Genomic DNA, 21,687 nt, shown 5'->3' on the forward strand with positions numbered 1-21,687 from the left:
CCTACCGCGTCCCGTACATCCGGTCGCCGGCGTCCCCAAGCCCCGGCACGATATAGCCGTGATCGTTGAGTTTTTCATCGAGGCTCGCAGTGAAGATCGGTACGTCCGGATGCGCCTTGGTAAACCGTTCGACACCTTCGGGGGCCGCGAGCAGGCACAGGAAACGGATATCGTTCGCGCCCCGGTCCTTGAGCTTCTGCACCGCTGCTATCGCTGAATTGGCGGTCGCAAGCATCGGGTCGACGACGATCACCAGCCGGTCGGCAGCGTCGGACGGGGCCTTGAAGTAATATTCGACAGCCTCGAGCGTCTCAGGATCGCGATAAAGCCCGATATGGGCGACCCGCGCGGATGGCACGAGGTCGAGCATCCCGGTCAGAAGCCCCTCGCCCGCTCTCAGGATAGACGCGAAGACGAGCTTCTTGCCCTTGAGCGTCGGTGCCTTTGTGGGGCCTACCGGGGTTTCGATATCGATCATCTCGGTTTCGAGGTCGCGTGTCACCTCGTAGCACAGGAGGTGGGCAATCTCCTGCAAGAGCCGCCGGAAGCTCGCCGTCGAGGTGTCCTTGCACCGCATGATCGTCAGTTTGTGCTGGACGAGAGGATGATCGACGACGGTCAAGTTCTTCATGTGGCGGCTCGCTTGTGTCCTGTTCTTGCTATAACGCGCTCGTGCCGTGCGGGCCGGGTGGCAACCCCAGCCAACGGGCGGCGGTTTCGCCAATATCGGACAGAACCGGACGCAAGCCAATGCTCCCGGCTTCCATGCCGGGGGAAAACAACAAAATTGGCACCTGCTCGCGCGTGTGGTCGGTGCCCCGCCAAGTCGGATCGTTGCCATGATCGGCGGTTAGGACCAGAAGATCCCCCTCACGCATTTTCGCTATCAACTCAGGCAACCGCGCATCGAACTGTTCGAGCGCTGCCGCATAACCGCCCGGATCGCGCCGGTGGCCGTATTCGGTGTCGAAATCGACGAAATTTGTGAAGATCAGATCGCCGTCGCGCGCCATCTCCATGGCGCCGAGCGTCTGGTCGAAATGATCCATGTTCGATGCGCCCTTGAGCTTGTGGGTCACCCCGCGCCCGGCATAGATGTCCGAAATCTTGCCAATGGCAAAGACCTGCCGCCCGGCTTCCTTGGCACGGTCGAGAAGCGTGGGTTCAGGCGGGTCGATGGCGAAATCCCGCCGGTTCCCGGTGCGCTTGAAGGTTTCTGCCGTTTCGCCAACGAACGGCCGTGCGATCACGCGCCCGATCTTCATGGGCGCGGTGTATTTGAAAACCAGCTTGCAGAGATCGTAGAGCTTTTCGAGCCCGAAATGCTCCTCATGGGCGGCAATCTGGAAGACCGAATCCACCGAGGTGTAGCAGATCGGCTTACCAGTCCGAATGCTCTCCTCGCCGAACTCTTCGATGATCGCGGTCCCTGAAGCATGGCAATTGCCTAGAATGCCAGGCAGCCCCGCCTCGGCAATAATCGTGTCCGTCAATTCCTTCGGAAAGGCCGGCTGTGTGTCGGGGAAATATCCCCACTCGAACGGCACCGGCACGCCAGCGATCTCCCAATGGCCCGATGGCGTGTCCTTGCCAATGGACACCTCCCGCCCGACGCCCCAGCGCCCGCCCTTCGGCGTATCGGTCAACCCCGGCGGAGTGGTACCGCCCGAGGAGAGAGTCGCGGCAGCACCGAGCCCCATGGCGTCCATATTGGGCAGGCTCAGCAACCCCGACCGCACGCCCGGCACGTCGCCACGCCCAGCCGCGCAGGCCTCCGCGATATGCAAAAGCGTATTGGAGCCTTCGTCCCCAAAATTAGCGGCATCGGGGGCGCCCCCGATGCCGAAGCTGTCGAGAACGCAGAGAATGGCACGCGGCATCAGGCGGCTCCTTGTGGGTCGATCTGGCTATAAATGACAGGATTGCCGGGCACGTCCCCATCCGTCGCGTATGCGGCCTTGAGCCGGCTTTCGGCCTCTTCGGCCGCAGCGTCGTCCTGCGCGTGGATGCGCGCAATCGGCGCATCGGGCCCGACGCGCTGGCCGATCCCGGCCAACCGGTCGAAGCCCACCGCATAGTCGATCTTGTCGGTTGGGTTGCGCCGCCCGCCGCCCAGAACGACGACGGCCATGCCCACCGCCTTGGTATCGACAGCGCTCACTGTGCCTTCGGTATCTGCAAAGACATCGCGGACAATTGCGGCTTTGCGTGCATGCGTGCGATGATGCGCATCGAGATCGGCCGGCCCGCCCAGCGCGGCAACCATCCTGAAGAAGATTTCCGCGGCCCTGCCGGATTCGAGCGCCACCTTGGCGCGCAGATAGCCGTCGTCGTGTTCGAGCGCCATGCCGCCGAGCACAAGCCCCGCCCCGCACAGGTTGAGCGTCACCTCCAGAAGGCGCGGATCGCGATGCGCACCCGTCAGAAAATCGATGGCGTTCTTGACTTCGAGCCAGTTACCCGCTGCGCTCGCGAGCGGCTCGTTCATATCGGTGATGAGCGCGCCGGTCTTCATCCCCGCGCCGTTGGCGACCCCGACAAGGCTTTGCGCCAGTGCCGTCGACCCATCGAGCGTCTGCATGAAGGCGCCCGAGCCGGTCTTGACATCGAGGATCAGCGCATCGAGCCCGGCAGCGAGCTTTTTCGAAAGGATCGAGGCCGTGATCAGCGAGATGTTCTCGACCGTCGCGGTAACATCGCGGATCGCGTAGAGCCGCCGGTCGGCGGGCGCAAGGTCGTCGGTCTGCCCGATAATCGCGCAGCCGACGTCTTTCACAACCCTGCGGAAGGTGTCGCTGTCGGGGTTGGTATTGTAGCCGGGGATCGCGTCGAACTTGTCGAGCGTCCCGCCGGTGTGCCCCAGCCCGCGCCCGGAGATCATCGGCACATAGACCCCGCACGCGGCGAGGATCGGCGCGAGCATCAATGAAACGTTGTCGCCGACCCCACCCGTCGAGTGCTTGTCGATGGCTGGCCCGTCGAGATCCGACCAGTCGAGCACTTTGCCGCTGTCGCGCATGGCGAGGGTCAGCGCTACCCGCTCGGGCACGCTCATATTGCGAAAAAACACGGCCATCGCGAACGCCGCCGCCTGCGCGTCGGAAACGGCGCCCGACGTGATTCCGCCGATGAACGCGGCGATCTCGTCCTTTTCGAGCGCATGGCCATCGCGCTTCTTGGCGATGATTTCCTGGGGGAGTGCAGTCATGACTAGGCTCGCTTTATTGGCAAGAGGCGGACTTTCGCGCGTGAGAGGTAGATGGTCACGAGGGCACCGCGTTCGATTTCGGAAGAGAACCGGGGAATGGCTTCCACAACACGCTCGCCGCTGACTTCAGGCATGGTGTCGCCATCCCTCAGTTGCACAACGCTCGGCCCAGCGTCTGCGTTTAATGCCAGCATCTCGCCAAAATCGGAGTCGCGCGTCAGAACGATAGCCCCCTTTGTGCGAGCGAACGACATGATCTCGCTGTCCAGTGCCGTCGCGGGCCCAACATCGCGCCAGTATTCTGCCTGATGAACAGCCTCGGACAGAATCGCAATCCAGTCGCGAGACCAGTTCATATCGATGAGAAATCGCATCAACTCGCCAGATCGAAGTCCGGTTCATCGATACGCCGTTGCGCATAATGCACGGCTTGCTCGATGTCTTCACGCTCCAGGTCCGGAAATTCGGCCAGAATGCGCTCAATGCTATAGCCGTTGGCGAGATGATCGAGGATCATGCCGACCGTCAGACGCATGCCGCGAATAGTCGGGCGCGCGCCCACCAGTCCCGGAACATGGGTAATACGATCAAACTTGCTCATCTCAGGCGTCCCTGTGTCTTGGGTATTTGCACGATAGCACAGCTATGCCCCATACGGCACCCAGACGTTCTTGATCTGCGTCGCCCGTGCCAGCAGGTAATCCCCGCCCAGCGTGTCGCCATCGGTCCAGTCGAACGCCTTTCCGCGCGTCGTCCAGGTCTGCTTGACGTTGCCCGCGCTGGCGGCCTCGACCATCGTGCAGGTTGCCTCCGACCCGGCAACCCACATGCCATCGATCCCGTCATGCTCGGCAAGCACTTTTGCAAGTGCTGGCGCATCGCCCGTGACGATATTGATGACCCCGCCAGGCACGTCCGAGGTTTCGATGACCTGATAGAGATCCGTCACCGCCAGCGGATGGGGTTCGGAGGGGACGAGCACGACGGTATTGCCCATCGCCACCGCCGGCGCCAACAGTGACACCCCACCCAGAAGCGGCGCTTCCGCCGGCGCTATGATCCCCATGGCCCCGATGGGCTCGACCATCGCCACGGCCATCATCCGAGCCGGTGGATTGTGCACCGCGCCGTCATATTTGTCGGCCCAGCCGGCAAAGGCGAAGAGCCGCTCGATTGAAAGCTCGACCTCGCGCTTGGCCGCATTGGCACTGGCGCCAGTCATCTGCCGGATGCGGTCGGCGAACTCGGCCTTGCGGTAGTCGAGGTTCTCGCCGAGATAGTAGAGAATCTGTGCACGGTTGTGGGCCGTCGCCTTTGCCCAACCAAGCGCGTTGCGCGCCGCTTCCACCGCGTTGCGGATATCCTTGCGGTTGCCGTCCGGCACCTCTCCGATGGCTTTGCCATCCGGCGCAAGGATCGTCCGGGCATAGCCGGAATCCCCACGCGCCTGCTTGCCGCCGATATAGAGCTTCGCCGTGCGGTCCAGCGCCGAGAGCCCCGCCCCCGTCATCTCCTCGGGCAGCTTGATCTCGGGCGCGGGCTTCAGGCCCTTTTCCCAGGCGGGCTTCAAATAAGCCGCCATGCCCTCCCTGCCGCCCTCACGGCCAAAGCCGCTTTCGCGGTAGCCGCCGAAACCGACTGCCGCGTCGAACTGGTTGGTCGAGTTGACCCAAACGACGCCCGCCTTGATCTGCGGCGCGATATCGAGCGCAAGGTTGACGTTCTCCGTCCAGAGGCTCGAAGCGAGCCCATAGCGCGTATTGTTGGCGAGCGCGACCGCCTCCTCGGGCGTCCGGAAGCTCATCGCGACAAGGACGGGCCCGAAAATCTCCTCGCTCATGAGCGTGTGAGCGGGCGAAATGCCGGTCACCAGCGTCGGGGCGACATAGCAGCCGGTTTCCGGCAGCGGACCATCGGGGGAATAAAATTCGCCCCCCTCCTTGGCGCCTTTCTTCAGAAGGTCCAGCACGCGCTCGACCTGCACGGGCGCAACCAACGCGCCGATATCGACGGACTTATCTAGCGGATCGCCCACGCGGAGCGTTTTCATCCGCGCCTTCACCTTGGCGATGAATTTTTCCTCGATGCTCTCCTGCACCAGAAGCCGCGATCCCGCGCAGCAGACTTGGCCCTGGTTGAACCAGATCGCGTCCACCAGACCCTCGACCGCGCTGTCGAGATCGGCGTCCTCGAAGACGATGAAGGGCGATTTCCCGCCCAGCTCCAGCGATAGCCCCTTGCCTGAGCCCGCCGTCGCGCGGCGAATGATCTTGCCCACCTCGGTCGAGCCGGTAAAAGCGATCTTGTCGATATCAGGATGATTGACGATCACCTCGCCGGTTTCCCCGGCGCCGGTCACGATATTGACCACCCCCTTGGGCAGCCCGATCTTCTCGCATACTTCGGCAAAAAGCAGTGCGGTCAGCGAGGTGAACTCGGCGGGTTTCAGAACCACGGTATTACCCGCCGCGAGCGCCGGCGCGATTTTCCAGGCGAGCATCAGGAGCGGGAAATTCCACGGAATGATCTGCCCGCAGACGCCATAGGGCACGTGATCGGGAAACGCCTTGTCGATGTGCTGCGCCCAGCCCGCATGATGGTAGAAGTGTCGCGCGACGAGCGGAATGTCGAGGTCGCGCGTTTCCCGTATCGGCTTGCCGTTGTCGAGCGTTTCGAGGACAGCGAACAGACGGCTGTCCTTCTGGATCTGCCGCGCGATGGCGTAGAGATATTTCGCGCGTTCGAAGCCCGAAAGCTGTGACCAACCCGGAAATGCCGCGCGCGCGGCCTTCACCGCCTTATCGATCTCGGCCTTGCCGGCGTTCGAAATCTGCGCCAGCTCCGCGCCATTGGCGGGATTGGCCGACGCGAAGGTGTTGGACGGCTTTGTGAACGCGCCGTCGATAAAATGCCCGAACTTGCGCTTGTGCCGCTCGAGCCAGTCGGTCGCCGGTGCCGCGCTTTCGGGGGCCGGGCCGTAGTCGAGCGTTTCGAAGATTTCCGCCACGTTAGCCATTCTCTCTTCTCCCTGCCTCAAGCCGGTACGGCGAGGCATTCTAGAATCCCCCCACCCCTACCCCCAGGGGAGGGGGCTGGAGGCGGGGCAAACCTTACGCCATTGCCATCCGGTAATCGGCGGCGTAATGCCCGCTCACCCCATGCTCCAGCTGCCGCTCGATATCTGTCAGCAATGACGATGCCCCGAACCGGAACAAATGCGGCTCAAGCCATTTGCGTCCGAGTTCTTCCTTCATCAGCGCCATATAGGTGAGCGCGTCCTTGGCCTTGGAAATTCCGCCGGCGGGCTTGTAGCCGACCTCGATACCGGTCTCTTCATGGAACCATCGGATCATCCTGATCATCGCCAGCGAAGTCGCTAGCGTCGCGTTGGTCTTTTCCTTGCCCGTCGAGGTCTTGATGAAATCAGCGCCCGCAAGCATACACACGAGCGAAGCCTTCGCCACGTTGGTCAGCGTCGCCAACTCCCCGGTCCCGAGGATCGTCTTGATATGCGCGTCGCCGCAGGCCTCGCGCATGGCCCGGACCTGATCGTAAAGCCCCTGCCAATCCCCGCGCAGCACCATGCCGCGCTCGATGACGATGTCGATTTCACGCGCGCCGTCGGCGACCGAGGCCCGGATTTCCCCCAGCCGCGTTTCGAGCGGCGTCAGCCCGTGCGGAAAGCCTGTCGACACTGCGGCAACCGGAATGTTCGTCCCCTCCAGCGCCTTCACCGCCGTCGCGACGAAGGCGTGATAGACGCACACCGCCGCCGGTGTGATTCCCATTTTCTCCGCGCCCATCGCTTCGAGGATATCGGGCCGGATCGGGTTGCGTGCCTTGGCGCACAGCCGCTCCACACGCCCCGGCGTGTCGTCGGAATTGAGCGTCGTTAGATCCATCAGCGAGACGGCCTTCAAGAGCCAGGCGAGCTGATACTCCTTCTTCACCGTCCGCCGCGTCCCGATGGTGGCCGCCCGCCGTTCGAGCGCCGAGCGGTTCATGCGGACGCGGCCGACCCAGTCAAGGTCGAGCGGAAAGCCCGGATTGCGCTTGTGGTGCGCCTCGGGGTGCGCGCTATCGACGATCTTGAGACTCATATCTCCTCCACCAGCGCCGGAATGAGGCGCTTGAGTTTGTCCGCCCCCAGTTTGGCCATCTCTTTGGTCTGGGTGTGGGAGATTTCCTCCCCCTTCTGCAGCCCTGCGCCCATGTTGGTGATCGACGAGCAGGCCCAGACTTTCAGCCCTAAAAACCGCCCCAGGATCACCTCGGGCGCGGTCGACATGCCGACGGCATTGGCGCCCAGCCGGATCGCCATCTGGATTTCGGCGGGCGTTTCGAAACTGGGGCCAGAATACCACAGGTAAACGCCGTCCTTGAGCCCGATATCCATGCGCTGCCCGATTTCATGGGTCTTGGCGCGCAGCGCCGGATCGTACGCATCGACCATGTTGACGAAGCGCGCGTCGGTTGCTTCGCCGATCAGGGGGTTCATCCCTGCATAGTTGATGTGATCGGACAAAAGCATCAGATCGCCCGGCCTCACCTCGGGGTCGAGCGAACCCGCCGAGTTGGTCAGCATCAGCGTCTTGGCGCCCAGCTCCGCCATTGTTTCGAGCGCGGGCCGCATGGCGGCGGCGTTGCCGTGCTCGTAATAATGCTGACGTCCGGTCAGAACCGCGATGCGCTTGCCGCCGAGGACGCCGATGATCAGATCCTTGCCGTGGCCCGAAACGCCGCCTGAAGGAAAACCCTTCAAATCCTCGAACGGGATCGTCACCTTGTCGGCGAGCAGATCCCCGATATCCGAAAGCCCGGAACCGAGCACCAACGCGGCCTCGATCGTTTCCTTGCCGGCAAGTTTGCGGATCGTCTTTGTTGCTTTTGTCATATCAATCCTATCTTGAAAAAGGCGGCGAACCGGCACCAGCGCCCTAGGGCCTATTTACAGGCCCTGGCCTACCGGCCCAGATGATTGGGCCCGAAAGAGTGCGGCAACAGTTCGCCCAGCGTCGTATAAAGCGGCTCGCCGTCGACGCCGTGACAGACAATCGGCGTTTCGGGCGCAGCAAACTCCCGAATGCGCTGGCGGCACCCACCGCAGGGGGTTACAGGCAGCGTTCCCGGCCCGGTTACATAAACCCGTTCGATCCTCCTGCCGCCGCCCGCGCGCATGGCGGCGATTGCCGAAGGCTCAGCGCAATTGCCGATGGGATAGGCCGCATTCTCGATATTGCATCCGGCGTAGATATTGCCGTCATCCGCGAGGATCGCAGCACCCACCTGGAAGTTGGAATAGGGCGCATAGGCCCTCGCGCGCACGGCCTCGGCCGCCTCGAAAAGGCGTTCGTCGATCGCCGCACGCGCAGCCATATTACCGCTCCTTCACATAGGGCACGCCACCGGCCTTCGGCCCCACGGCCTTGCCGATGAAGCCCGCCAGCAGCACGACGGTCAGGATGTAGGGCAGCGCCTGAACGGCCTGCACCGGCACCTGCCCGACGAGCGGCAGTTCCACGTTCTGCATGCGGATCTGCAATGCATCGAGGAAACCGAAGAGCAAGCACGTGAACATCACCGGCACGGGGCGCCATTTCGAGAAGATGAGCGCCGCGAGCGCGACATAGCCCTTGCCCGCTGTCATCTCATTGCCAAAGCCCGCGCCCTGGGCGATCGAGAAATAGGCCCCCGAAAGTCCGGCGAGAATGCCGGTAATGAAGATCGCCTGATAACGCTGCAGCGTTACGGAAATCCCCGCTGTATCAACCGCCTTGGGGTTCTCGCCCACGGCTCTGAGCCTCAGCCCGAACCGCGTGCGGTAGAGCACATAGGCCGTGATCGGCACCGCGAGGAAGGCGACGTAGACGAGGATGTAGTGGCCCGAAAGGATATTCGAATAAAGCGCGCCGATGACAGGCACGTCCGCCAGTTCGCGGGCGAACGGCAATTCGATGGGCGTAAAGCGCGCGTCGCCCGTCAATTGCGGGGTACGCCCGCCCTGGCGGAACCAGGTCTGCCCGAGGAAGGTCGTCATACCGATCGCGAGCATGGTCACCGCCACGCCGGCGATCATCTGGTTGCCTTTGAGCGTGATCGAGGCGAAACCCTGTAGCATGGTCGTAAGGATCGAAACGATCACGCCCGCCAAAAGCCCCAGCCACACATTGCCGGTCACCGCGGCGACCGAAGCGGCGGCAAAGGCCGAGGCCAGCATCTTGCCTTCGAGACCGATATCGAAGATGCCCGAGCGTTCCGAATAAAGCCCGGCGAGCGCGGCCAGAAGCAGCGGCGTTGCGAGCCGCATCGTTGCGTTGGCCATCGAGAGAATAAGGTCGATATCCATTAGGACCCTCCATCATGACTAGGCGCGTCATGAGACGGCCAGACGGAGTTCGTGGCTAGGCGCGACGCTGCAGGCGGTGCTTTCCACCGCCAAAGCGGCGGAACGACGTCCACGGGCTTCGTCTGGCCGCCCTCCGGGTCGATTTTCGCCTCGGATCCGGTGCGTTGCCGCGCTTGCCCGATGCACCGCATCGCGCTGCGCGCGGCGCCTGCCATATCCGGGCGAAAATTCGATCTCATGATGCACCTAGTCATAATGGAGGGTCCTAGCTCTCCGAATCCACGGTTGCGCGGGCCGTCGCCTCGGCCTTTTGTTCGAGCGACAAGAGCACGAAGCCGCGTTCGAGCGCGGGGCGGAACAACCCCTCCATGGCTCCGGTGAAAAGGATAATCAGCGCCTGGATCACTTCGATCATCTCGCGGGTCACCGCCGGGATGACGAATTGCAGTTCCTGCCCGCCCTGATAGAGCGCGCCGAACAGGATCGCCGCGAGCCCGATGCCGATGGGATGGTTGCGGCCGATCAGCGCCACGGCGATCCCCACGAACCCCGCATCGGCGACGAAGTCGAGCACCAGGCGGTGCTGCACACCCATCACCTCATTGATCGCAATCATGCCCGCGCAAGCGCCCGAAAGCGTCATGGCGATCATGATCAGCCGCGAGTTCGACATGCCGGCATATCTGGACGCTACCGGGTTCTGCCCCAGCGCCCTGAGTTGATAGCCGAGCTTGGTGTGCCAGATGAAGATATAGGCGAGCACCAGGAAGGCGATGGCGACGACGATGGTCAGGTTGACAGGCGAATAGCCGAAAAAGGGGATGAACTCGCGCAGTTGCGGTACGCGGCCCATCGCGTCGAGTGTTTCGGACTCGGGGGCCATGGTGGTCGCCGGCTTCAGCACCCGGTTGAGCATATAGACCATCAGCGCGGCGGCGATGAAATTGAACATGATGGTGGTGATCACCACATGGCTGCCGCGCTTGGCCTGGAGATAGCCCGGGATCAGCGCCCAGAACCCGCCGACGACCCCCGCCGCGATCATCGCCAGTGGCATGACGATCAACCAGTGCGTCTGATCGAGCAAGAGTCCCACGGAGATCGCACCCAGGCCCGCGACATAGGCCTGCCCGTTCCCACCGATATTGAAGAGCCCCGCATGTGCGGCAATCGCGAAGGCCAGCCCCGCGAAGACGAAATTGGTGGCGTAATAAAGCGTGTAACCCACACCATCGCCATAGCCGAAGGCGCCGTAGAGGATGACCTGCACGGCCTCGAGCGGGTTCTCGCCGATCATCAAGACGACGAGCCCCGAGATCAGGAACGCCATCGCAAGATTGATCGCAGGCAGGAGGACGATGTCGGCCCATCGGGGCAGGTGACGCTTCATTGGGCCGCCTCCTTCTCGTTGACGCCGGCCATCATCATGCCCAGTTCGCCCTCATTGGCAGTTTCGGGGTCTGCCTCGCCAACGATCTGCCCGTCGAACATCACGAGGATGCGGTCCGAAAGCGAGCGGATTTCGTCGAGTTCGACCGAAACCAGAAGCACGGCCTTACCCGCGTCGCGCATTTTGATGATCTGCTTATGGATGAATTCGATCGCGCCGATATCCACGCCACGCGTGGGCTGTCCGACGACAAGGACTTCGAGCTCGCGGTCCATCTCGCGGGCGAGCACGATCTTCTGCTGATTGCCGCCGGAGAAATTGGCGGTCCTCAATCGGATATTGTCCGGGCGAATGTCGAACATCTCGACCCGCTTTTGCGCTTCTTTCTGCGCAGCGGCGATATCGAGGATCATACCTTTGCCGTAGTCGGAATAGGTCTCATAGCCGAGGATAGAATTTTCCCACTCCTCAAAGGTGGTAATGAGCCCCATACGGTGACGGTCCTCGGGCACATGCGCCAGCCCGGCGCGCCGGGCACGCGCGGCGCCATCGTCGCCCTTGATGTCCATGGGTTTGCCCTTGATCTTGACGACCCCCCCACTCGGATCGGCGATCCCCGAGATGGCTTCGAGAAGCTCGGACTGGCCGTTACCGGCCACCCCCGCAATGCCGACGATCTCGCCAGCCCGCACCGAAAAGCTCACATTCTTGACGCGCTGCACGCCCATCCGATCGGTGACAGAAAGGTTCTCGACCTCGAGGACGACGTCACCGGGCTTGGCCGGCTCCTTATCCACGCGCAAGAGCACGCGGCGGCCGACCATCAGCTCGGCGAGTTCTTCGGGGTTGGTTTCGCTGGTCTTCAGCGTCTTCACCATCTCGCCGCCGCGCATGACCGACACCTCGTCGGTGATCGCCATGATCTCGCGCAGCTTGTGGGTGATGAGGATAACCGTCTTGCCCTCCGCGCGCAGCGTTTCGAGCACGCGGAAGAGGTGGTCGGCCTCCGCCGGCGTCAGAACGCCGGTGGGTTCGTCGAGGATCAGCGTGTCGGCACCGCGGAAAAGCGCCTTCAGGATTTCCACGCGCTGCTGTTGGCCGACTGAAATGTTTTCGATCAGCGCGTCGGGGTCCACTTCGAGGCTGTATTCCTGCCCCAGCCGGACAAGCTGCGAGCGCGCATGCGCGAGCGTCCTGCTTAGAAGCGGGCTGTCTTCAGCGCCCAGCACGACGTTTTCGAGCACCGTCATGTTGTCGACCAGCATGAAGTGCTGGTGCACCATGCCGATGCCCAGGGCCAGCGCGTGGCGGCTGTCGGTGATCGCGTGGGCCTCGCCATTGACGCGGATCGTGCCGCTATCGGCGGTGTAGAACCCATAAAGGATCGACATCAGGGTCGATTTGCCCGCACCGTTCTCCCCCACGATACCGTGGATGGTGCCGCGCCTGACCTTGAGGTCGATGTTCTTGTTCGCGTGGACAGGGCCGAAGCTCTTGTTGATCTTTTCCAGCTCGATCGCCCAGCTATCGGGCGAAGCAGCGGCCGGATCCGGCCGCTGCGCGTTCGTTGGGTGCTCGCTCATGAAAGGGGCTTAGAGCGGGCAGGCGTTGTCGCTGTAGTAGTCGTGCACCTCGATGTCGCCATCGATGATGCCCTGCTTGAGCGCTTCCACCTCAGCCTGCATCTCGTCAGTGATCAGGTCCGCATTGTATTCGTCGAGCGCATAGCCGACGCCTTCGTCGGCAAGCCCGAGATCGATCCGGCCGGGCTGGAAGGTGTCGTCGCTGCCCGCCTCGGTAAAGGCGGTTTGCACAGCGACATCGACGCGCTTGAGCATCGAGGTGAGGACCGAACCGGGGTGCAGGTAGTTCTGGTTGGAGTCCACACCGATAGAATAGACGTCGCTATCAGCAGCCGTTTGCAGAACACCGAGGCCGGAACCGCCCGCGGCGGCGAAAATCACGTCGGCACCGTTGTCGATCGCAGCCCGCGTCAATTCACCAGCCGTAACCGGATCGTTCCATGCGGCGGGCGTCGTGCCGGTGTAGTTCTCGATGAGCCGGACATCCGGGTTCACCTCGCGCGCGCCATAGGCATAGCCGCAATAGAAGCGGTGGATGAGCGGCACGTCCATACCACCGACAAAGGCAACCGTGCCCGTTTCGCTCTTCATGGCCGCCAGCGCACCGACGAGGAACGAGCCCGTATGTTCGTCGAACATGATCGACTGTACGTTGGGCTGATCGACGACAGTATCGATCACGACGAAGTTGGTGTCGGGGAATTCCGGAGCCACGGCATCGAGCGCGGAGGCCCAGGAGAAACCGGCCATGACGATCGGGTTGGCACCCTGCTGAGCGAAGCGGCGCAGGGCCTGCTCGCGCTGGGCGTCGTTCTGCAGCTCGAAATCGAGATAGTTGCCACCGGTTTCCGCAGCCCAGGCTTCCGCGCCATTATAGGCGGCCTCGTTGAACGACTTATCGAACTTGCCGCCAAGGTCGTAAATGATCGCAGGATCGGCAAGGGCCGCGCCCGCCATCAGCGTGGTCAGGGCGACGCCACCAGCGAGTGCGGCAAGGCCTTTGCGAAGAGTTTTATTGATTGACATGAAGATGCTCCCTGTTCTCGGGCTTGGGACACGCGCCCGGAAATTCGGCGCGCGCGCTTTCCGCGCACGATGATGGGAATACAACCGTGCAAATGGCTAGTCTGCAAGTACGAATTTCAGTTTTTTGACCATTTGGGCAAAAAATTTCCGCGCCGATGGCAAATATGGCGAACGGCTACCGGAATTCAGAGCCCGACCCGTCCGAATTTTGGGTTGGGCTCTCAGGTATCGAGCAGCGTTTCGCCCGTAGCCTTGAGGCGGGCGATATCCTTGAGCGGCGGCGCGCCGAAGAGACGCGCATATTCGCGGCTGAATTGCGAGGGACTATCATAGCCCACTTCATGCCCTGCTGCCGCGGCATCATAGCCCCTTGTCAAAATCAGCCTGCGCGCGTGCTGCAGACGAAGTCGCTTCTGATACTGAAGGGGGCTCATGGCCGTCACCTGCTTGAAGTGCTGGAAGAAGGATGAGGCGCTCATGCCGGCAGCGTCGGCGAGATCTTCCATGCGCACGGCTTCCGCGAATCGCTCGCGCAGCATTTCGACGGCGCGGCCGACCTGCTCGAGCCGGCTCTCCGCGATCGCGATCTGGCGCAATTGTGCGGCCTGCTCGCCCGAAAGCAGCCGATAGATAATCTCACGCTCGATCAGAGGCGCGAGATAGGCGATGTCCTGGGGTGCGCGCGCGAGGCGGGCAAGTCGCGTCATCGCGTCGAAGAGATCGGGCGTAGTGCGCGAGAGCCCGAGGCATTTGCAGGCCGGGTTCGCAACCTGCGGCGCAATCCGCGATTCGAGCAGGACAGAACCGATCACGGCAGGATCGAGGTCGAGCTTGACGCACAAATAAGGCTTCTCCGGCGTCGCGGCGACGACCTGGCCGATAACGGGCACGTCGAGCGAGACGACGAGGTGGCGGCTCGCGTCGTTGTTGAAAACTTTCTCGCCAACCACCACCTGTTTGGTGCCTTGCACGATCATGCACAGCGCCGGCTTGTGCACCGCGTGCAGCGGTTCGGTGGGATGGCTCTTGCGAACAAAGCTTAGCCGAGGGACGGGCGTTGCATGAACACCATCGTGCTCGGAGAATTTGACAATTTCGTCAACCAAAACCAGCCGCGCCGCCTCGGCTTCCGCATTGAGATCGCTCTGGACTTCCGGCATATTTGTTAGCTTTCTCGCAAAAATAACCTGCCCAAACCTCTAGCGCACTCGTGCCGTGCACGCACGTCTTTTTCTTATAGTTTGGAGAATCGTGCAATCAATCGGGCGGATCGATCTACCGCATTTCGCTCTGGCTGGGGCATTGTGCACTGGCCGGAGCGAGGTGGACCGCTCCGATGTTCCCGAAAGGAGGCCGTGCGATGACCCGACTGAACCGCCGCATTTACGGCGCTGCCCTGCCCGCGCCCGAAGTCCGGACGAACGGATCCCGGCTCATTGCGTGGCTTGCCCGCGTTTTGGGCGCAAGGCCGCGGCGCCAGAGAACCCTCAATGGTTAGCGTCCGCCGCAACGGGCGGCGACGCTTCGTGCGCGTCGCCTACGGCCTGGCGCTGGCCGCATCGCTTGTCACAATCGCGATTCCAATCGTCTGGTAAAGACAAGGCTACACTCCCGGTCCGCCTATGGGTGGGCCGTTCGCAACCGGGGCCTTGGCCCAAGGACAAGGAGCGTGAACCATGGTCGAATTCGATCCCGTCGGTCTTTGGATGACCGAAGACAAATTCGTGCGTCACCGGCTCTTGCCGGATGGCCGCTACGTCGAAGCCCGAGGCCTGCAGGAAGGTGCCTATACCGGACGCTACAAGGTCAGAGGCAATCGCATCGAATATGAAGACGAGACCGGCTTTACCGCCGATGGTGAATTCCGCCGCGGGGTCTTGCACCACGCCGGAATGATCCTCTTCCGCGAAGCCGATCTTTAACCTGTAACGGGCTCAGCTGGCGCTGGGCCCGCTTTCCGTTTCGGGCGGGAGCGGCGTCACCTCGGCGCCCATGGCCTCCCCGAAGCGCTCGAAGAACCCGTCGATCACCCTCTGCGCCGAATTGCCCACGAGCTTTTTGCCGAGCTGCATGATCCGCCCGGACGCGCCGCCTGTGGCGACGAAGACGAGGCGGGTTTCGCCAGCGCGGCCCACCGGGTCCGCCCCAATGTCGGATAGCACGATATCGGCGGACGCTTCTGCCATCCCCAGCACGCCTCCGCGCCCGCGCCCGGTGAGCGTATAGCTTTGTGCGGGCACGACATTGGACAGAACCAGATCGCCGGTAAAGACCGGCTTGACCACCCCAAGATTGACGCCGATCTCGGCTTCGAGACTGGCGGCATCAACCCAGTCGATCCGCCGGCAGCCGGGGATGCAGGCTTTGAGCACAGCGGTATCGTTGAGCGCTTCCCAGACCGCGAGCCGGGGAGCGGCAACGATATAGCGGCCACCGAATTCCATTCTCTGCCCTTTGTTCCCGAGGCCGGTTTGTTGCGGCTTTTTGGCACCATTGGTGCTAAAAACAACCGCCTGATGCGCCTAAACAATTGTCACTGACGGCGCTTTGGAGGAATCATGGCACCGTTAGCGGCGGAGTATCAACAGGGAATGCGCACCATGGCAACCGATCTCACCGAAACCCAAACGGCGCCTGCGGCGGACAATTCGCCCTTGCAGTATCTCGACCGCGCCGTCGGCGCAATCCGGGACATGGGCCTGTGGCCCGAAAACGGCAGCCAGGAAGCTCCGATCACGGGGCTTCTCGCCGAGATCACCGCGCTCGACGACACCAAGGTCGTGCTGATCGGCCGCGTTCTGACCCAGGCCAGCGCCTTCAACGAGGTGGTGCGCAGCCAGGTTGCCGCGATGAATGTCGGCGAGCGCTACGAAGACATCACCAACCAGTTCAATTCGATCCGCGACGACGCGAAATCCATGGTCGACCAGCTCGACGACGGCAAGCTCGATATCCTCGAGCGCGCCTCGAACGTCTGGATGAAGGTCACGCGCGGCGATATCGCGACGCGGTTCGAGAAAATCCGCGATACCTATCTCGACGTCTCGAAAGACACCAAGGATCAGATCGACCGCGAAACCACGATCCTTGAAGCCTATCGCGACTTCCGCGGCGCGCTCAAGCAGGCCGAGGTGATGGCGCTTGAAGTGCTCGAAATCGCCGAACGCAAGCTCGAAGAGAAAAAAGCCGATCTCAAGACCGCCTCCGATGCACTGGAAGCCTTCACCGAAGGCACACCGGCAGACCGTGCGCGGCTGGAGATGGCGCGCGACGAAAAGGTCCGCGCGCTCCAGAACGAGGAGCGGCGTTACCAGATCGCCAAGGACCTCTCGGACAATCTCACGATTTCCTATTCCACCTCCGAAGTCATCATGGCGCGGCTGATGCAGACGACCAACGCCAAGGAACGCGTCTATCAGCAGTCGGTCTCGTTCTTTTCGACCAACGAGACCGTCCTGACCGCGCTTTCGGCCTCCTTCACCGGTCTTTTCGGCCTGCACGAATCCACCGAAACGCTCAACGCGATGAAGGAAGGGATGAGCAAGAGCCTCGAGACCCTCGCCGATATCGGCGGCAAGGTGCAGGAAGAGGCTTTGAAGGCCGGCTATGGCCCGACCATTCGCGCGGACGCGGTCAAGACGCTGGTCGACAGCGTCGTCAATTTCCAGGAGCGCTCGCGCGAGATCATCGCCGAGATGCGCGAAGCCTCGACAAAAAACTCTGCCGAAATCCGCGATGCGGTCGAGGATGGCAAGAAGCGTCTGGCGCGCCTCGCCGCCGAAGGCAACGCGTTGTCGGCAGGGAATTGACGCGCCTGGTCGTAATGGTGGGTATCCGATGAGTACGCGGCAGGAGGCCCCTCTCGACGAGGTCATGCTGGCGATGGATGTCGTCGACACCTTGCGGCACGAGCGCAATCTCGTCGCCCGCGAGCTCAATGCGTCCAACCGCGAGGCGCAGCTCGTCGAGCGCCTGCGGGCGCTCTACCACGACCAGGGCATCGAGGTGCCCGATCATATCCTTGTCGAGGGCGTCAAGGCGCTCGACGAAGCGCGCTTCACCTATACGCCGCCACCGGAAAGCTGGCAGACGCGGCTTGCACGGCTCTACATCTCGCGTGGGCGCTGGGGCAAACCGGCGCTTGCGATTGCTGCTGCGCTCGTTATCGGGCTTGCGGGATATTTTTTCGCCTACCGGCCCTATATGGAAGCCCAGCGCGAAGCCGCCCGGATCGAACTGGCCGAAACCCTGCCGGCGCGGATCGATGCGATCTATGACGCGATTTATACGGACACCAAGGTGCAGGCCGCGCTTGAGGAAGCCGAACCCTGGGTCGTGCGCGGCAAGGCGGCGGCGGCAAACGGCGATCGCGAAGGCGCGCTCGCCGCTATCGCGGAGCTTGAGGCAATCCACCAGCGACTTCTCGCCGAATTCTCCCTGCGCATCGTCGACCGCGAGGGCGAAAACACCGGCATCTGGCGCTTTCCGGAGGAAAATTCCGACGCGACGAACTTTTATATCGTCGTCGAAGCCATTGGCCTCGACGACCAGCCCGTCGAGATGCCGATCCGGAATGAGGAGACCGGAGAAACCGAGATCGTTAGCACCTGGGCCGTTCGGGTCCCCGAGACAACCTATAATGCAATCCGCGACGACCGGCTGGACGACGGCATCATCCAGCGCAACGTTCTCGGGCTCAAGCGGTATGGCTTTCTCGATATCGAATACTCGATGCCGGTGCTCGATGGAGCGATAACGCAATGGTAGGCTTGAGCGGACCCAACGCGCTGAAGGCGCTCGACGATGCGCTTAAGGACATCCGGCGCGAGGAGGACCAAATCACGCGCCGGATTTCGCGCGCGACCGAGCGCATGGGCAAGCTGCGCGAGACCGAGCTCGCGCAATTGCGTGCGCTCGCCGAAGTCCGCCTCACAGAAGAAACCCGGGCCGATCTCGCGGGCCGCATGACCCGCGCGGAAGAACAGGCGCACGAGATGCTGCGCGCTCATGGCGAGGCCATGGAAGAGCTGCAAGACCAGCTCGCCGAGCAGGACAAGACCCTCGACGCCCTCACACATGAGCGCAGTGAGGTGCTTGCCGAGCTTTCGGCCAAGCGCGAGGAGATCGAAGCCCTCAAGAAGGCGCTATCGGTCGAGCTTTCCGCGGAGGCGCAATACAGGCGCGCCGTCGAAGCCGAGGACGAGTTGGAGGCGACCGCCGAGAACGCGCTGGAAAAGGCCGCCCAGGCCGAAGCCGATCGCGAGGAGAAGGGCCAGCCCTACCGGAACGATCCACTCTTCATGTATCTTTGGGACCGCGGCTATGCGACGCCGCAATACCGGACCCGAGGCCTCACGCGCGCGCTCGATGCCTGGGTGGCAAAGCTTGTCGGCTACGCCGACGCGCGCGCCAATTACTTCATGCTCAACGAAATCCCCGAACGCCTCAGGGCACACGCTGAACGGCTCAGAACCGAGGCCGCCGAGGCCGCGCAAAAGCGTGAAGCGCTCGAAGACGCGGCGATCGACGCAGCAGGCGGGAAAGAAACGCGGAATGCGGTCGCCACGCTCGAAGGCCGGCTCGAGGAGATCGACACGGCCATCATAGCCGCCGAGGACGCACGCGAAACGCTCACCGCCCAGCATAAGAAGCTCGCCGAAGGCGGCGATCCGAAATACGAGCAGGCCGTGGGCCTTCTGGCCCAGGCGATCAGCGGCATGGACGTTGCCCAATTGCTCGCCGATGCCCGCCAGACCGGAACACCGCGCGACGATGCCATTGTTGCCAAGCTCGAGGATACGCGCCGCCGCATCGCCGACGACGAGGCCGAGCTGCGCGAGGACCGCGCGCGCCTCAAGACATTGGAAACGCGGCGGCGCGAGCTCGAGGATATCGCGTTCGAATTCAAGAAGTCCCGCTATGACGACCCGCGCTCGCGCTTTGGGGAAGACAGGCTGGTGGGCGACCTGCTCAACGAATTTCTGCGCGGTGCGATCTCTGCATCCGCCTATTGGGGTCACTGGCGCAATTCGCAGGACTGGGCGGGCGGCTCGGGGCCCATCGTGCCACCGGCGCGCAGCCGCAAGCGCAAGCACAAAAGCGGGTTCACTATTCCGCCAGGCGGGTTCAGCCCGCGCCCGCGCTCAGGAGGCCCCTGGGGGACCGGCGGATCGTCGGGCGGCTTCAGCCGTCCACGCTCAGGCGGCTTCGGCGGCGGCGGGTTCAAGACCGGTGGCGGCTTTGGCGGCGGCGGTTTCAAGACCGGCGGTGGGTTTTAGCCGGGTTTTTTTATGGAAGAAACGATGATCGCGGGGCTCATCGGCCTTGTCATGGTATTGGTGTCCGTCGTTCTGCATTATGAACTGCTCAGCTATACCGCACGCCTTCTGCGCCGCGTCCGCCTCAAAAATCGTGTCCGCGTCACGATCGGCGTCCTCGGCGTTCTGATCGCGCATCTGGCATCGATCGTATTGTTCGCTTTTTTGTACTTCCTCATCAACGTAAGCCCCTGGCTGGGGTCTCTCGGCGGCGCGTTTGAGGGCTTACCTCGGGACTATCTCTATTTCTCCCTTACGAGCTTCACGACGCTGGGCGTGGGGGACGTCACAGCAACGGGCGACCTTCGCCTCATCTCCGGCTTGCAAGCTCTTCTGGGGTTCGTCCTGATCGGTTGGTCGGCCTCCTTTACATTCGTGGTGATGCAGCGCACCTGGGAAGAGGCGGATTAAGCTCGCGTACGGCGCCCCTTGCGAATCAAATAAGTCTATGCTTATCTGTCGATCATGATGGAACAGGACATTTTCCGCGCACTCGGCGATCCCACACGTTTCGTGATTTTCCAGAGGCTGGCCGAAGGCAGCCGCAACGCGACGGAGTTGCGCGAGGGGATGCCGATCAGCCAGCCGGCGATGAGCCAACACCTCGCCGTTTTGCGCCAGGCGGGACTCGTACGCGAGGAACGCAAAGGACGTTTCGTCAATTACCACGTCGATCCCCAGGGGCTCGACGCGATCGGACGCTGGCTCGAAAAATACCGGGCCTACTGGCCGGCCCGGATCGAAGATCTCAAAACCGTGCTCAAGGATATGGACCCATGAACACCGAGGACGCCGCAATGCCCGATGGCCCAAGGCTGGTGTTCGAAACCCCGCTCGACGCGCCGCCCGCTGCTGTCTGGCGTGCACTCACCGATCCGGTATTGCGTAACCGCTGGCTTCCGGACGCCGACCTGGCCGAAGCGGAGCCCGTCCATGCCGAACCGGAAACCGAAGTGCGCTATCGCGTCCTCGATGCGGATGCGCCTACCGCGCGCAACATCGTCGCTTTCATCATGGCGCCGGGCGAAAACGGCGGCACTGTTTTGAGGATCGTCCACGCCCGCGAGGCAACCCTCGTTGCGCTGCCGCGCGCAGTCAACGGCAATATGACCACGATGCGCGCCGCCTAGCGCCACGCGCATCCAGAGCCCACATAAGGACTATGAAAGGAGGTCGCCCATGCGCGACACGATGCAACTCGTCCCCACGGTGGTCGAACAATCGAGCCGGGGCGAACGCGCCTTCGACATTTATTCGCGCCTGCTGCGCGAGCGGATCGTCTTCGTCAACGGCGAGGTCAACGACCATATGGCCTCGGTCGTGAGCGCGCAGCTCTTGTTTCTCGAAGCGGAGAATTCCAAGCGCCCCATCGAGATGTACATCAACTCCTATGGCGGGGTGATCACTTCGGGGCTGGCGATTTACGACACCATGCGGCTCGTTCGCCCGCCGGTCCATACCCTGTGCATGGGAACCGCACGCTCGATGGGATCGTTCCTTCTCATGGCCGGCGAAGCCGGTCACCGCGCGGCATTGCCCAACGCCTCTATCCACGTGCATCAACCGCTCGGCGGTTATCAGGGGCAGGCTTCGGACATCGCGATCCATGCCGAAGAGATGCAAAAGACCAAGCACCGGATCACGCAACTTTACGCCGAGCATTGCGGACGCACCTATGAAGAGGTCGAAAAGGCGCTGGATCGCGACAAATTCATGTCGGCCGAAGAAGCCAGGGAATGGGGGCTCATCGACATCGTGATGAGCGAGCGCCCAACTGCCACCGAATAATCGCGCCGCGTCCAGAGACTTGCGGCAGT

Annotated in this window: 23 protein-coding genes and 1 pseudogene; 9 read left to right on the forward strand and 15 right to left on the reverse strand. The window is 62.6% G+C overall.

Annotated features, from left to right (window positions below):
- Nucleotide 1 precedes the first annotated feature (1 nt).
- From upp to LG281_RS09620, 14 genes are all read right to left on the reverse strand, one after another.
- Complete coding sequence (gene upp / locus LG281_RS09555; protein WP_404400058.1) at nucleotides 2-631, reverse strand: uracil phosphoribosyltransferase; 630 nt, start codon at nucleotides 629-631, stop codon at nucleotides 2-4.
- 28 nt (nucleotides 632-659) lie between these two features.
- The gene (locus LG281_RS09560) at nucleotides 660-1,880 is read right to left on the reverse strand and encodes a phosphopentomutase (protein ID WP_404400060.1); all 1,221 of its coding nucleotides are present in this window, start codon (nucleotides 1,878-1,880) and stop codon (nucleotides 660-662) included.
- Entirely contained in the window at nucleotides 1,880-3,208 is a 1,329-nt protein-coding gene (gene deoA, locus LG281_RS09565) for a thymidine phosphorylase (RefSeq protein WP_404400062.1), read from the reverse strand. Before deoA ends, LG281_RS09560 begins: the two co-directional genes overlap by 1 nt.
- Nucleotides 3,209-3,210: 2 nt before the next feature.
- On the reverse strand, nucleotides 3,211-3,582 hold the full coding sequence (locus tag LG281_RS09570; RefSeq protein WP_404400064.1) for a DUF5615 family PIN-like protein: 372 nt from the start codon (nucleotides 3,580-3,582) through the stop codon (nucleotides 3,211-3,213).
- Nucleotides 3,582-3,809 (reverse strand): DUF433 domain-containing protein, encoded by a 228-nt coding sequence (locus LG281_RS09575; RefSeq protein WP_404400066.1) that lies wholly within the window; start codon nucleotides 3,807-3,809, stop codon nucleotides 3,582-3,584. Before LG281_RS09575 ends, LG281_RS09570 begins: the two co-directional genes overlap by 1 nt.
- Before the next feature lie 42 nt (nucleotides 3,810-3,851).
- Entirely contained in the window at nucleotides 3,852-6,224 is a 2,373-nt protein-coding gene (locus tag LG281_RS09580) for an aldehyde dehydrogenase family protein (protein ID WP_404400068.1), read from the reverse strand.
- A gap of 94 nt (nucleotides 6,225-6,318) precedes the next feature.
- Complete coding sequence (deoC, locus tag LG281_RS09585) at nucleotides 6,319-7,308, reverse strand: deoxyribose-phosphate aldolase (protein ID WP_404400070.1); 990 nt, start codon at nucleotides 7,306-7,308, stop codon at nucleotides 6,319-6,321.
- Nucleotides 7,305-8,102: a purine-nucleoside phosphorylase gene (locus LG281_RS09590; protein ID WP_404400072.1), complete on the reverse strand. Its 798-nt coding sequence runs from the start codon at nucleotides 8,100-8,102 to the stop codon at nucleotides 7,305-7,307. Before LG281_RS09590 ends, deoC begins: the two co-directional genes overlap by 4 nt.
- A gap of 68 nt (nucleotides 8,103-8,170) precedes the next feature.
- On the reverse strand, nucleotides 8,171-8,584 hold the full coding sequence (locus LG281_RS09595) for a cytidine deaminase (RefSeq protein WP_404400074.1): 414 nt from the start codon (nucleotides 8,582-8,584) through the stop codon (nucleotides 8,171-8,173).
- Nucleotide 8,585: 1 nt separating this feature from the next.
- Nucleotides 8,586-9,554 (reverse strand): ABC transporter permease, encoded by a 969-nt coding sequence (locus LG281_RS09600; RefSeq protein WP_404400076.1) that lies wholly within the window; start codon nucleotides 9,552-9,554, stop codon nucleotides 8,586-8,588.
- A gap of 265 nt (nucleotides 9,555-9,819) precedes the next feature.
- Nucleotides 9,820-10,944 (reverse strand): ABC transporter permease, encoded by a 1,125-nt coding sequence (locus tag LG281_RS09605; protein WP_404400078.1) that lies wholly within the window; start codon nucleotides 10,942-10,944, stop codon nucleotides 9,820-9,822.
- Entirely contained in the window at nucleotides 10,941-12,527 is a 1,587-nt protein-coding gene (locus LG281_RS09610) for an ABC transporter ATP-binding protein (RefSeq protein ID WP_404400080.1), read from the reverse strand. Before LG281_RS09610 ends, LG281_RS09605 begins: the two co-directional genes overlap by 4 nt.
- A 9-nt stretch (nucleotides 12,528-12,536) precedes the next feature.
- A complete protein-coding gene (locus LG281_RS09615; protein WP_404400082.1) occupies nucleotides 12,537-13,553 on the reverse strand; it encodes a BMP family protein in 1,017 nt (338 codons plus the stop codon).
- Between the two features lie 221 nt (nucleotides 13,554-13,774).
- A complete protein-coding gene (locus tag LG281_RS09620) occupies nucleotides 13,775-14,713 on the reverse strand; it encodes an AraC family transcriptional regulator (RefSeq protein ID WP_404400084.1) in 939 nt (312 codons plus the stop codon).
- A gap of 200 nt (nucleotides 14,714-14,913) precedes the next feature.
- Here LG281_RS09620 and LG281_RS09625 point away from each other — a divergent pair, with 200 nt between their 5' ends.
- Nucleotides 14,914-15,051, forward strand: a complete 138-nt coding sequence (locus LG281_RS09625) for a hypothetical protein (RefSeq protein ID WP_404400086.1) — start codon at nucleotides 14,914-14,916, stop codon at nucleotides 15,049-15,051.
- Nucleotides 15,052-15,247: 196 nt separating this feature from the next.
- A pseudogene (locus tag LG281_RS09630) lies at nucleotides 15,248-15,475 on the forward strand (Atu4866 domain-containing protein); the annotation flags it as partial.
- 12 nt (nucleotides 15,476-15,487) lie between these two features.
- On the opposite strand, the gene LG281_RS09635 reads toward LG281_RS09630, so the two are convergent.
- A complete protein-coding gene (locus tag LG281_RS09635; protein ID WP_404400088.1) occupies nucleotides 15,488-15,997 on the reverse strand; it encodes a CoxG family protein in 510 nt (169 codons plus the stop codon).
- A gap of 156 nt (nucleotides 15,998-16,153) precedes the next feature.
- Between LG281_RS09635 and LG281_RS09640 the strand changes: the two genes are divergently transcribed.
- From LG281_RS09640 to LG281_RS09670, 7 genes are read left to right on the forward strand one after another with little or no spacing between them, the layout of a single operon-like run.
- Complete coding sequence (locus LG281_RS09640) at nucleotides 16,154-17,362, forward strand: cell surface protein (RefSeq protein ID WP_404400090.1); 1,209 nt, start codon at nucleotides 16,154-16,156, stop codon at nucleotides 17,360-17,362.
- 28 nt (nucleotides 17,363-17,390) lie between these two features.
- Nucleotides 17,391-18,320, forward strand: coding sequence for a DUF6384 family protein (locus LG281_RS09645; RefSeq protein ID WP_404400092.1), 930 nt, complete (start codon nucleotides 17,391-17,393; stop codon nucleotides 18,318-18,320).
- Nucleotides 18,314-19,831: a hypothetical protein gene (locus LG281_RS09650; RefSeq protein WP_404400094.1), complete on the forward strand. Its 1,518-nt coding sequence runs from the start codon at nucleotides 18,314-18,316 to the stop codon at nucleotides 19,829-19,831. Before LG281_RS09645 ends, LG281_RS09650 begins: the two co-directional genes overlap by 7 nt.
- Nucleotides 19,832-19,843: 12 nt before the next feature.
- On the forward strand, nucleotides 19,844-20,281 hold the full coding sequence (locus tag LG281_RS09655) for an ion channel (protein WP_404400096.1): 438 nt from the start codon (nucleotides 19,844-19,846) through the stop codon (nucleotides 20,279-20,281).
- 54 nt (nucleotides 20,282-20,335) lie between these two features.
- Nucleotides 20,336-20,650 carry an ArsR/SmtB family transcription factor gene (locus LG281_RS09660; RefSeq protein WP_404400098.1) on the forward strand — a complete coding sequence of 105 codons (315 nt, stop codon included), beginning with the start codon at nucleotides 20,336-20,338 and terminating at the stop codon, nucleotides 20,648-20,650.
- Nucleotides 20,647-21,000 carry an SRPBCC domain-containing protein gene (locus LG281_RS09665; protein WP_404400100.1) on the forward strand — a complete coding sequence of 118 codons (354 nt, stop codon included), beginning with the start codon at nucleotides 20,647-20,649 and terminating at the stop codon, nucleotides 20,998-21,000. The genes LG281_RS09660 and LG281_RS09665 overlap by 4 nt, the downstream gene beginning before the upstream one ends.
- Before the next feature lie 49 nt (nucleotides 21,001-21,049).
- Nucleotides 21,050-21,658 (forward strand): ATP-dependent Clp protease proteolytic subunit, encoded by a 609-nt coding sequence (locus tag LG281_RS09670; protein WP_404400102.1) that lies wholly within the window; start codon nucleotides 21,050-21,052, stop codon nucleotides 21,656-21,658.
- Nucleotides 21,659-21,687: the final 29 nt, after the last annotated feature.

Source organism: Pelagibacterium halotolerans (assembly GCF_044811015.1).
GTDB lineage: Bacteria > Pseudomonadota > Alphaproteobacteria > Rhizobiales > Devosiaceae > Pelagibacterium > Pelagibacterium halotolerans_A.

Coding starts and splice junctions, on each gene's coding strand:
- LG281_RS09625 (WP_404400086.1), top strand. CDS start 14,914: ATGACCCGACTGAACCGCCGCATTTACGGCGCTGCCCTGCCCGCGCCC.
- LG281_RS09655 (WP_404400096.1), top strand. CDS start 19,844: ATGGAAGAAACGATGATCGCGGGGCTCATCGGCCTTGTCATGGTATTG.
- LG281_RS09620 (WP_404400084.1), bottom strand. CDS start 14,713: ATGCCGGAAGTCCAGAGCGATCTCAATGCGGAAGCCGAGGCGGCGCGG.
- deoC (WP_404400070.1), bottom strand. CDS start 7,308: ATGAGTCTCAAGATCGTCGATAGCGCGCACCCCGAGGCGCACCACAAG.
- LG281_RS09560 (WP_404400060.1), bottom strand. CDS start 1,880: ATGCCGCGTGCCATTCTCTGCGTTCTCGACAGCTTCGGCATCGGGGGC.
- LG281_RS09595 (WP_404400074.1), bottom strand. CDS start 8,584: ATGGCTGCGCGTGCGGCGATCGACGAACGCCTTTTCGAGGCGGCCGAG.
- LG281_RS09640 (WP_404400090.1), top strand. CDS start 16,154: ATGGCAACCGATCTCACCGAAACCCAAACGGCGCCTGCGGCGGACAAT.
- LG281_RS09615 (WP_404400082.1), bottom strand. CDS start 13,553: ATGTCAATCAATAAAACTCTTCGCAAAGGCCTTGCCGCACTCGCTGGT.
- LG281_RS09605 (WP_404400078.1), bottom strand. CDS start 10,944: ATGAAGCGTCACCTGCCCCGATGGGCCGACATCGTCCTCCTGCCTGCG.
- upp (WP_404400058.1), bottom strand. CDS start 631: ATGAAGAACTTGACCGTCGTCGATCATCCTCTCGTCCAGCACAAACTG.
- LG281_RS09610 (WP_404400080.1), bottom strand. CDS start 12,527: ATGAGCGAGCACCCAACGAACGCGCAGCGGCCGGATCCGGCCGCTGCT.
- LG281_RS09665 (WP_404400100.1), top strand. CDS start 20,647: ATGAACACCGAGGACGCCGCAATGCCCGATGGCCCAAGGCTGGTGTTC.
- LG281_RS09600 (WP_404400076.1), bottom strand. CDS start 9,554: ATGGATATCGACCTTATTCTCTCGATGGCCAACGCAACGATGCGGCTC.
- LG281_RS09645 (WP_404400092.1), top strand. CDS start 17,391: ATGAGTACGCGGCAGGAGGCCCCTCTCGACGAGGTCATGCTGGCGATG.
- deoA (WP_404400062.1), bottom strand. CDS start 3,208: ATGACTGCACTCCCCCAGGAAATCATCGCCAAGAAGCGCGATGGCCAT.
- LG281_RS09570 (WP_404400064.1), bottom strand. CDS start 3,582: ATGCGATTTCTCATCGATATGAACTGGTCTCGCGACTGGATTGCGATT.
- LG281_RS09590 (WP_404400072.1), bottom strand. CDS start 8,102: ATGACAAAAGCAACAAAGACGATCCGCAAACTTGCCGGCAAGGAAACG.
- LG281_RS09650 (WP_404400094.1), top strand. CDS start 18,314: ATGGTAGGCTTGAGCGGACCCAACGCGCTGAAGGCGCTCGACGATGCG.
- LG281_RS09660 (WP_404400098.1), top strand. CDS start 20,336: ATGATGGAACAGGACATTTTCCGCGCACTCGGCGATCCCACACGTTTC.
- LG281_RS09635 (WP_404400088.1), bottom strand. CDS start 15,997: ATGGAATTCGGTGGCCGCTATATCGTTGCCGCTCCCCGGCTCGCGGTC.
- LG281_RS09575 (WP_404400066.1), bottom strand. CDS start 3,809: ATGAGCAAGTTTGATCGTATTACCCATGTTCCGGGACTGGTGGGCGCG.
- LG281_RS09580 (WP_404400068.1), bottom strand. CDS start 6,224: ATGGCTAACGTGGCGGAAATCTTCGAAACGCTCGACTACGGCCCGGCC.
- LG281_RS09670 (WP_404400102.1), top strand. CDS start 21,050: ATGCGCGACACGATGCAACTCGTCCCCACGGTGGTCGAACAATCGAGC.